The 9,878-nt window shown below is 64.1% G+C and carries 5 protein-coding genes; all 5 read left to right on the forward strand.

The annotated features are described in order from the left end of the window. The first annotated feature begins 82 nt into the window (after positions 1–82). The 5 genes from AUJ55_03670 (at position 83) to AUJ55_03690 (ending at position 8,617) form a co-directional block, all read left to right on the forward strand. The gene (locus AUJ55_03670; GenBank protein OIO59274.1) at positions 83–2,311 is read left to right on the forward strand and encodes a hypothetical protein; all 2,229 of its coding nucleotides are present in this window, start codon (positions 83–85) and stop codon (positions 2,309–2,311) included. 2 nt (positions 2,312–2,313) lie between these two features. Further along, positions 2,314–3,468 carry a hypothetical protein gene (locus AUJ55_03675; protein OIO59275.1) on the forward strand — a complete coding sequence of 385 codons (1,155 nt, stop codon included), beginning with the start codon at positions 2,314–2,316 and terminating at the stop codon, positions 3,466–3,468. Then, positions 3,434–4,189, forward strand: coding sequence for a hypothetical protein (locus AUJ55_03680; GenBank protein OIO59276.1), 756 nt, complete (start codon positions 3,434–3,436; stop codon positions 4,187–4,189). Before AUJ55_03675 ends, AUJ55_03680 begins: the two co-directional genes overlap by 35 nt. Positions 4,190–4,443: 254 nt before the next feature. Beyond that, positions 4,444–4,908 carry an MFS transporter gene (locus tag AUJ55_03685; GenBank protein OIO59277.1) on the forward strand — a complete coding sequence of 155 codons (465 nt, stop codon included), beginning with the start codon at positions 4,444–4,446 and terminating at the stop codon, positions 4,906–4,908. A 271-nt stretch (positions 4,909–5,179) separates the two neighbouring features. Beyond that, on the forward strand, positions 5,180–8,617 hold the full coding sequence (locus AUJ55_03690; GenBank protein ID OIO59278.1) for a transcription-repair coupling factor: 3,438 nt from the start codon (positions 5,180–5,182) through the stop codon (positions 8,615–8,617). Positions 8,618–9,878: the final 1,261 nt, after the last annotated feature.

The following is a 9,878-nucleotide window of genomic DNA, read 5'->3' on the forward strand; positions in this document are numbered from 1 at the left end:
TTTCGGTTTCAGCTGCGTTGATGGTGCCGGAAAGGCCCGACAAACCGGGCCAATCCAATGGCGTTTCAAAGGATTTCGAGCAATGAAAAAAACTCTGTGGTTGTTGCTGGCACTGCTCCCCGGATGGGCCTGGGCCGATCCGCTCACCCTGACCGGCCAGGTGGTCGAGGCGGGGAGCCTGCGCCCTCTGGCGGGGATCAGCGTCTTCGTGGTCGAGCGCGACGATCTGTATGCCATCACCCTGAGCGAGGGGATGTTCACCCTGGTTTTGCCCGAGCCGGGCATCTACCACCTGTCGGCCATGGGGCTGGGCTACGCCAAGCCGGAGCCGGTGACGGTGCAGACGGGGAGCGGAGCGCCGCTGCGCATCGTCCTCAAAGCCGAAGCGCAGGTGCTGCCCGAGGTGGTGATTAAGGAGGACCGCGATCCGGTGCGGGTGGGGAAGATCTCGCTGGAGGGTCGCCAAATGGAGGCGGTCGCCGGAACCCAGGGCGATCCGCTGAAGGGGCTGCAATCGATGCCGGGGGTGGCGGTGGGCAACGATGCCAGCTCCAACCCCGCGATTCGCGGCTCGGCCCCCCGCGACAACCTCTATTACCTCGATTTCATGCCGGTGGCCTACATGTTTCATTTCGGGGGGCTGACCAGCATTTTGCCCGCCGACATGGTCGACGACTTCAACCTCTACCTGGCCGCCTTCGGCCCCCAGTTTGGCGACGCCATGGGGGGGGTGATCGACACCGTGCAGCGCAATCCGCGCACCGACCGGGTGGGGGTCAAACTCAACCTGGGGATGTACGAGTCCGACGTGTTGATCGAGGGGCCAACGGTGGAGGGGCAGTCGTTCTTTTTGTCGGGACGGCGCAGCTACATCGACTTTTTGATGAACAAGGTGCGCGACAAGATCAGCAACGATCAGGTCGAAATTCGGGAATTCCCCGCCTTCTACGACTACCAGTTCAAATACTTGGTCGATCTGGACGAGCGCAACCAGATCGCGTTTCACCTGATGGGGGCCAACGACTGGATGAAGATCATCATCCCCCCCACCTCGGACGCCGCCATCAACGACCCTGGTATCGGCGGCAACCTGGAGAGCGATCAACTCTTTGATAACCAAGGGATTACCTGGCGTACCCGCCTGGAGGGGGGCGGGGCCAACCGGTTTGCCCTCGGCCATCTGCACACCGGCACCGGTTTTGTCATCGGCGGCGGCGACTACCTCGATATTCAGGCCAACGACTATTTCATACGCGACGAGGCGACCCTTCACCCCGGCAAAGGGCACGAATTGTTGGTGGGAGGGTTGGTGTCGCGCTGGAGCAACACCGTCAACTTCAACATCGGCGCCCCCCCCGGCGGCGATTTCGTGGCGGGCAGCCTCTACGGTACCGCCCCCAAGGCGCAGCGCTCGTTGGATTTGACGGGTAATGCCTGGAACCTCTACCTGCGCGACCGTTGGCAGGCCAGCCCCCGCACCGCCCTGATCGTCGGGGTTCGCGCCGCCACCGACAGTTACATCAATCAGGTGTTGACCGAACCGCGCCTGGGGGCCGAATACCGTTTAACCCCCTCCACGGTGTTGACGGCCGGTTGGGGTTACTACCACCAGATACCCCAGGGGCACGAGATCGTCGACGGCCTGGGCAACCCCAACCTGAATTACCAACGGGCCGAACACCGGGTGATCGGTTTGGAGCAGGACTTCGGCAACGGCTGGACCAGCAAGCTGGAGGGATACGAAAAGCTGCTGCGCGATTTGCCGGTCCCCGACGCGACCCTGAATTACGTCAACGGCGGCAGCGGGCGCATCCGGGGGATGGATTGGTTGCTCAAGCGGGACGGCGCCGAATGGAACGGCTGGTTGTCGCTCACCCGGGCCACCAGCCAGCGCACCAACGCCGCAACCGGTGAAAGCTTCAAGTTCTCGTACGACCAACCGTGGATCGCCACCCTGGTCGGTACCTGGAAGATCGACGAACAGTGGACCCTGGGGGCCAAGTGGCGCTACCACGCCGGATCGCCCATCACCCCGGTGGTGGGGACGACCACCGATCCCGGCACAGGTCAGGTTTTGCCGGTCTACGGCCCCATCGGCTCGGAGATTTTGCCCGACTACCACCGCCTCGATCTGCGCCTGGACCGCGACATCGCCCACAGCACCTACAACATCAAGTGGTACCTGGAGATCCTCAACCTCTACAACCGCAAAAACATCGGCGGCTATCGCTACACCGCAGGTTACGCCAGCCGTGAGCCGAGCTACGAGCTGCCGATCCTGCCGTCGTTCGGCATTCAGGCGGAGTTTTGAACATGGCGTGGTCGCGTTGGGAACACTGGGAAGAGGGGGTCCACCTGCATCTGACCCGCCATCTTGGTGATGGCTGGGGGCAGATCGACTGGGGGCGGGAGATCGCCTGGTCGCTGGGGTTGAACACGGTGATTGCCGTGACGCTGGCTTCGGCCGCCATCGGCGCCCCCGGCGGTTGGGGGGATCGGTTTGTGGTCGACTGGGTGATGTCCCAGTGTATTGGGTTTTCGATCTGGGGCTCCGGGGTGGTGGGGCGCAAACTTTGGCCCGAGGCGCAGATGGGGGGGAAGGTCGGGGTGGCGGCGGCGGCCATCCTCATCGGCGCTTTTGGGGGGAGCTGGCTGGGGTTGATGTTGACCTGCAATGGGGATTGGCAGGTTTTGCCGGGTGGCCACACCGTCTGGACGCAGTCCATTGTGTTGGGGCTGATGTTCGGGGTGATGGTGACCCTGTTTTTCGCCTCCCTGGCCCGAATTGCCGAAGAAAAGGCCAAAGCCCAGGCGGCGCAGTTGGTCCAAATCGAACACGAACGCAGCTTGGTTCAGGCCCACCTCAAACTGTTGCAAGCCCAGATTGAACCCCACTTTTTGTTCAACACCCTGGCCAACATCGGCGGTTTGATCCCCAGCGACCCCACCACCGCCCGGCGGATGCTCGACGACCTCAACCGTTATTTGCGGGTTTCGCTCGACCGCACCCGCAGCCGGACCACCACCTTGGGCCAGGAGCTGGAGATGGTGCGGGCCTACCTCGACATCATGGGCATCCGTATGGGGGGGCGGCTGGACTACCGCATCACCGTCCCCGAAACGTTGCTCGATCTGCCTCTGCCCCCCCTGTTGTTGCAACCGCTGGTCGAAAACGCCATCCGCCACGGCTTGGAACCCAAGGTGGAGGGGGGGCGGGTGTTGGTGTGGGGGGAGGTGCGGCCGGGGCGGTTGCTGCTAGGGGTGTGGGACGACGGGGTGGGGTTGGGGGCGGCCCCTACCAGCTCCGCCGGGCATGGTGTGGGGCTAGATAACGTGCGTAACCGCCTGTTTTCCATGTGGGGGGGGCAGGCTCAACTGAATGTGGCAAGTAATCCCGAAGGGGGGGTGAGCGCCACGTTGGAGGTACCGCTTGATGGCAACCCAACATCCGACCGCGATCCTGGCTGACGACGAAGCGGCCCCTTTGGCCGACCTGCGCCGGGGCTTACACGAACTCTGGCCTGAGCTCAAGGTGGTGGGGGAGGCGGCCCACGGCGCTCAGGCGCTGGAGTTGATCGAAGCCTTGCAGCCCGACATCGCCTTCCTCGACATCAAGATGCCGGGGATGAGCGGGGTTGAGGTGGCGCGCCGCTTGAGCGGGGGGGCACCCCGGATCATCTTCGTCACCGCCTTCGATCAATACGCGGTCGAGGCCTTCGAGCGCGGCGCCATCGATTACCTGCTCAAGCCGGTGGCCCGCGATCGCCTGGCCCAAACGGTGGCCCGCCTGCGTCAACCGGTGGGCAACCGTCCCGACCTGACCGCCCTGCAAACCCTCCTCACCCAATTCACCCCCTTCGCGCAGCGGCTGAGCTGGATCCGGGCCGGATCGGGGGAAACGGTGCGGCTGATCCACATCGACGAGATCGTCTATTTTCAGTCGAAAGACAAATACACCACCGTGCGCACCACCCAGGGCGAAGCGCTGATCCGCACCCCCTTGAACGAACTGGAGGGGCAACTCGACCCCGACCGCTTCTGGCGCATCCATCGCGGCGCGCTGGTCAACGTGACCTTCATCGACCGGGTGCAGCGGGGGTTTTCGGGTAAATTGAGTTTGAAGCTGCGGGACTTAAGCGAAACCCTGGAGGTCAGCCGGGCCCACGCCCATTTGTTCCGGCAAATGTGAGCATATGTAGGAGCGCCGTTTTGTGGGAGCGCCGTCTCGGCGCGATTAATTATTCTCCGAGGGCGCATCCTTCGTTGCGGAAAAGGGGAATGAGCAATCGCGCCGAGGGCGACGCGCCCACAAATTTTTTCATAGGGTGGAGCTGCCCGAGCCATCGAAGTCAACGTGTAGGAGCGCCGCCCCCGGCGCGATTAAGTTAAAAAACCGAGGGCGCATCTTCCCACAATAGCGCGCTCCTTGAGGGGTAAGAACCCATGACCGACATCCGCCGCCGCGACCGAGAAATCGCTGCATCCGAGGCCTGGGCCATCCTGCGGGGGGGCGAATATGGGGTGTTGTCGCTGGCCTCTAAGGAGGGGCTGCCCTACGGCATCCCCCTGAGCTTTTGCCTGATCGATGACGACCTTTACTTCCACTGCGCTGTGGAGGGTCGCAAGCTCGACATCTTGGCGGGCAACCCGGCGGTTTCGTTTTGCGTGGTTGGCCCCACCGAGGTGATGCCGGCCAAATTCGGCACCCAGTACGAAAGCGCCATCGCCAGCGGGCGGGCCCATGAGGTTTTTGACGCCGAAAAACAGAAGGGGCTGGAGGGGTTGCTGCACAAATATGCCCCCGACCACTTTGAGAGCGGGTTGAAGTACATCGAGTCGCTCGCCGCACGTACTCGGGTCTTCAAGGTGGTCATCGAGCGGGTTTCGTGCAAGGCGCGAAGGTCTTGATCCCATAGATCCGGTCTCCTTTGCTCGGGACCGTTGGAACGCTGCACGCCACCGCACACATCCATCCCCTTTGCCACACACGACAAGACCGACCCGTGACCCTCCTTGGCATTTCGGCCCCATCGCGCTCGCTCCGGGCCCCTTGTAAATGCACTGATATGACCGGCTCTTCGTCGGCGGATTCGTCGTCGTGCTCCCACAAATACCTCAGACCGAGGGCGGAGTCCCATAGGACAGCATCTCAAAGTGGATTCCCAACGTCCCATCGGGGATGATCCCCGCCCATTTTGAACCGACACCCCCACCCCCTTTCGGGCCTGGGGGTTTCCCCGTTTGTGCTTTTGGCCGAAAAAATCCCATGACCCACCGCATCCTCTGCCCCGACACCTACCTCGCCCTCGAAGCGGCCCGCTTGGCCCAAACCACCGATCAGGTGGTGCTGGTCGCCCGCGACGTGGCCCAGATGGACAAATTCGACGAGGTGCTGCGGCTGGCTCGGGCCACTGTGCTCCCCTTCCCGCAGTGGGAAATCCTCCCCTTCGACCGTTTCTCGCCCCACTCCGAGATCACGGCGCGGCGGCTGCGCACCCTGCGCGCCCTGACGCAAGGGGGGCGGGGGGTGGTGTTGATGACGGCGGCGGGGGTGGCTCAGAAGCTGATCGGGCGCAAAACCCTGACCGCAGCCTCTCAGGTTTTGGCGTTGGGGGACGAGTGGTCCAACGCCCAGGCCGAGGCGACCTTAGCCCGGGCCGGGTACCGCCGGGTCGATCTGGTCGAGGGGCCGGGGGAGTTTGCGGTGCGGGGCGATTTGATCGAGCTGTTCTCGCCCTGGGGCGACCAGCCGGTGCGCATCGACCGCTTCGGCGACGAGATCGAGTCGATCCGCTGTTTCGACCCAAGCGATCAACGCACCACCGAACGGTTGGAAAGCCTCACCCTGCTGCCGGTGCGCGAAGTGATCCTGCGCGCTGGGGACGACGCCCTGCGCGGGCGGCTGACCGGCACCTTCGGCGCCCGCATCGTCCCCACCGCGCTTTTCAGCGATCTCAAGGGGGGGATCTACCGGCAGGGGATCGAGTTTTTGCTCCCCCTCATCGATCCCGACTGCTCGTGGATCGAGCAGTACTTAAGCCGCGACGCCCTCTGGGTGGTGGCGCGCGGGGTCGAAGAGCAAGGCCAGACCTTCTGGCATGAGGCGCTCGACCGCCACGCCGAGGCGGAGCGGCACGGCGATTTTGTCGTCGAGCCAAGAAGCCTCTATCGCTCCGGCAGCGATCTTCCCGCCGTTTGGGGCAAGTCGGCCCTGGTGCAGGTGGCGCAGCCCCCAGCCGACACCGCCATCCCCGGCGTCGCCCTGCCTGCGCGGGTGGCGGTCGAGGCGCAGCGCTGGCGCGAGCTGGCGCAGTGGGCCGAGCAGCAGAGCGGGCGGTTGGTGGTGGTTGCCGACGGCACCGGGCAAAACCGGGTGGTGCGGGAGATCTTCGCCACCCACAAGCTCACCCCCGCCGCCGATCTGAACGAGGCGCTGGGGCGCCAGGGGCACTTTGTTGTTCCCGGCGTCATTCCCGATTCGGTCACCCTGCCCGACGGCACCATCCTGCTTTCGAGCCGCGACCTCTTCGGCGCCCGGGTCCACCGCCGCGCTCCGGTCAGCCAAAGCCGGGAGCGCGAGCGCATCGCCAGCGCCATCCGCCGCCTGGATGATCTCAAAGAGGGGGACTGGGTGGTCCATGCCGACCACGGCATCGCCCGTTATCAAGGGCTCGTCCGCCTCGATGCGGGGGGGATGCCGGGCGATTACCTGCTGCTGATGTTCGACCAAGAGGGGCGGCTTTACGTCCCGGTCGATCAGCTCACCCTGGTGTCGAAGTACCAGAAGGGGGGGGAGGGGGAGGTTAAAGCCGACCGGCTGGGGTCGGATCGTTGGGTCAGAACCCGACGCAAGGCGCGCGAGAAGATTCTGGAGCTGGCGGGGGAGCTGATCGAGGTGCAGGCCAAGCGCAACGCCGCCCGCCGCCCCGTCTACGAGGAGGGGGGGATCACCTACGAGGAGTTTGCAAGCGCCTTCCCCTTTGAAGAGACCGACGATCAGCTCACCGCCATTCAGGCCATCGAGTCCGACCTAGAGGCGCCACGCCCCATGGATCGCCTGATTTGCGGCGACGTCGGCTTCGGCAAGACCGAGGTCGCCATGCGGGCCGCCATGCGGGCGGTGCTGGCCGGGCGGCAGGTGGTGCTGCTGGCCCCCACCACCATCCTGGTGAACCAACACCTGAACACCTTCGAGCGCCGCTTCGCCGGGTTCCCGGTGCGCATCGAGGCAATGTCGCGCTTCAACACCCGCAAGGAGCAGCAAGAGATCCTGGCCGCCGCCAAAGAGGGGAAGGTCGACGTGTTGCTCGGCACCCACCGCCTGCTGCAAAAGGATGTGGAGCTGCCCCGCATGGGGATGCTGATCGTCGACGAGGAACAGCGCTTCGGGGTCGCCCACAAAGAGCGGCTGAAAAAGATGCGCGACGAGGTCGATATTTTAACCCTCACCGCCACCCCGATCCCCCGCACCCTGAACATGGCGCTGGCCGGGCTGCGCGACCTATCGCTCATCACCACCCCCCCCACCGACCGGCTGGCGGTGCGCACCTTCGTCAGTCAGTGGGACGACCGGATCATTCAAGAGGCGGTGCGCCGCGAGCTGCACCGGGGTGGGCAGGTTTATTTCGTGCACAACCGGGTCGAGTCGATTGAGGCGACCGCCCGCAGTTTGGGCAAGTTGGTTCCCGAGGCGACCATTCGGGTCGCCCACGGCCAGATGTCGGAGGGGGAGCTTGAGGAGGTGATGCTCGACCTCTACGAGGGGCGCGTTCACATCCTGGTCGCCTCGACCATCATCGAAAGCGGCCTTGATGTGCCCAGCGCCAACACCATCATCATCAACCGGGCCGACAAACTCGGCCTCGGCCAGCTCTACCAGCTGCGCGGCCGGGTAGGACGCTCGAAACACCGCGCTTACTGCTACCTGATCGCCCCGAAGATCGACCTCTTGAGCGAGGATGCCCAGCAGCGGCTGCGGGCGGTCTCAGAGATGGATCGCCTCGGGGGCGGCTTTGCCCTGGCCACGCAAGACATGGAGATCCGCGGCGCCGGCAACCTGCTGGGCGAGGAACAAAGCGGGGAGATCGACGCGGTGGGGTTGTCGCTCTTCATGGAGCTGCTGGAGGACGCCACCGCCGAGCTCAAGGGTGAAAAACGGCATGCCCCGGCCGCCAACGTCGAGGCGGTGCTGGGGATCCCGACCTTGATCCCCGAGGAGTACGTGCCCGACATGCGGCTGCGCCTGACCCTCTACCGCCGCATCAACGAGGTCGCCACCCAGGATCAGGCCGACGGACTGCTCGACGAGCTGCGTGATCGCTTCGGCACTCCGCCCGAGCCGGTGGTGAGCCTGGTCAACCTGATGCCGATCAAGGCGATGGCGGCCAAATGCGGCATCAAGCGGATCGAGGCGGGGCCCAAAGGGATGTCGCTGCGCTTCGGCGAGACCCCGTTGATCCCAGCGGCCAAGCTGGTGGCGCTGATCCAGAAGGATCCCAAGCGGTTCTTGCCCGACGGTCCGTTGGGATTGGTGGTACGGGTGGCGATGCCCGAAGCGGCCGATCGGCTGGAGCGGGCCAAGCAGGTGATGCGGCGTTTGGAGCGGATGGTGGGGTGAGGCGGGGCTGCCCGTGTGCATGAGCCCCCCTTGTAATGAGCGCCGCCCTCGGCGCGATTGCCCTGAGCTTCCTAACCAATAAACGCCTACAACAAGTGAACAGCCAAAGGGCTACGTAGCGCGGGGCTCGATCTGAACCCCATCTTCAAGTTGACGGTGGGCGGGGGGGGTGGATGTGTTGGAGGATCTTCCCGAAGACGCTCCCGCCGAACGATTCCAGAAAGGATCCCCATTGGTAGGAGCGCCGCCCTCGGCGCGATTGTCCTGAGCTTCCTAACCAATAAACACCCACAACAAGTGAACAGCCAAAGGGCTACGTGGCGCGGGGCTCGATCTGAACCCCATCTTCAAGTTGACGGTAGGCGGGGGGGTGGATGTGTTGGCGGATCTTCCCGAGGGGGCCCCCGCCGAACGATTCCAGAAAGGATCCCCATTGGTAGGAGCGCCGCCCTCGGCGCGATTGCCCTGAGCTTCCTAACCAATAAACGCCTACAACAAGTGAACAGCCAAAGGGCTACGTAGCGCGGGGCTCGATCTGAACCCCATCTGTCAAGTTGACGGTAGGCGGGGGGATGGATGTGTTGGAGGATCTTCCCGAGGGGGCCCCCGCCGAACGATTCCAGAAAGGATCCCCATTGGTAGGAGCGCCGCCCTCGGCGCGATTGCCCTGAGCTTCCTAACCAATAAACGCCTACAACAAGTGAACAGCCAAAGGGCTACGTAGCGCGGGGCTCGATCTGAACCCCATCTTCAAGTTGACGGTGGGCGGGGGGGGTGGATGTGTTGGAGGATCTTCCCGAAGACGCTCCCGCCGAACGATTCCAGAAAGGATCCCCATTGGTAGGAGCGCCGCCCTCGGCGCGATTGTCCTGAGCTTCCTAACCAATAAACACCCACAACAAGTGAACAGCCAAAGGGCTACGTGGCGCGGGGCTCGATCTGAACCCCATCTTCAAGTTGACGGTAGGCGGGGGGGTGGATGTGTTGGCGGATCTTCCCGAGGGGGCCCCCGCCGAACGATTCCAGAAAGGATCCCCATTGGTAGGAGCGCCGCCCTCGGCGCGATTGCCCTGAGCTTCCTAACCAATAAACACCCGCAACAAGTGAACGGCCAAAGGGCTACGTAGCGCGGGGCTCGATCTGAACCCCATCTGTCAAGTTGACGGTAGGCGGGGGGATGGATGTGTTGGAGGATCTTCCCGAGGGGGCCCCCGCCGAACGATTCCAGAAAGGATCCCCATTGGTAGGAGCGCCGCCCTCG

Source organism: Proteobacteria bacterium CG1_02_64_396, assembly GCA_001872725.1.
Taxonomy (GTDB): domain Bacteria; phylum Pseudomonadota; class MNWR01; order CG1-02-64-396; family CG1-02-64-396; genus CG1-02-64-396.